The following is a 566-nucleotide window of genomic DNA, read 5'->3' as shown; positions in this document are numbered from 1 at the left end:
GACTTGTCCGGGACGCCGCCGGGGGTCGCGAAGTCGCGGTAGACGCCGGTGACGATGGAGCCGAGCAGGGCGATGCCGAGCGCCGCGCCCAGTTCGTACGCGGTCTCGGAGACCGCCGACGCGGCGCCGGCCTGGTCGCCCGGCACGCTGGAGAGGATCACGTCGGCGGTGACCGTGAAGGAGAACCCGGCCCCGACGCCGACGACCAGCAGCACCGCGCCGAGCAGCGGGTACCCGGTGTCGCTCTCCAGCCAGGCCAACGCGGCCAGCGCCAGGCCGACGGCCGCGAGCCCGCCGGAGACCACGACGCGCACCGAGAACCGGCGCGCGACCAGGCCGGCGACCAGGCCGGCGGAGACCGCGCCGACCGCGGCCGGCAGCTCGGCGAGCCCGGCCTCCAGCGGCTCCCGGTCCTGGACGAGCTGGAGGAACTGGGACAAGAAGAAGACTAGGCCGGACAGGCCGAGGATGGTCAGCAGGTCGGCGAGGACGGCCCCGGAGAAGCCGCGGTGGTGGAAGAGCCGCATGTTCAGCAGCGGCGACGGCAGCGTGAGCTGGCGGCGTAC

Annotated in this window: 1 protein-coding gene; it reads right to left on the bottom strand. The window is 74.6% G+C overall.

Translation table 11 applies throughout. From position 1 onward, the window contains the following. Positions 1–566: MFS transporter (locus KUM32_RS36440; RefSeq protein WP_217146177.1), on the bottom strand; the 566-nt coding region annotated here is incomplete at both ends.

This window comes from Streptomyces sp. AC627_RSS907 (genome assembly GCF_019049165.1).
The sequence above is the reverse complement of the archived record's forward strand: the minus strand, read 5'-3'. Positions and strand labels throughout refer to the sequence as shown.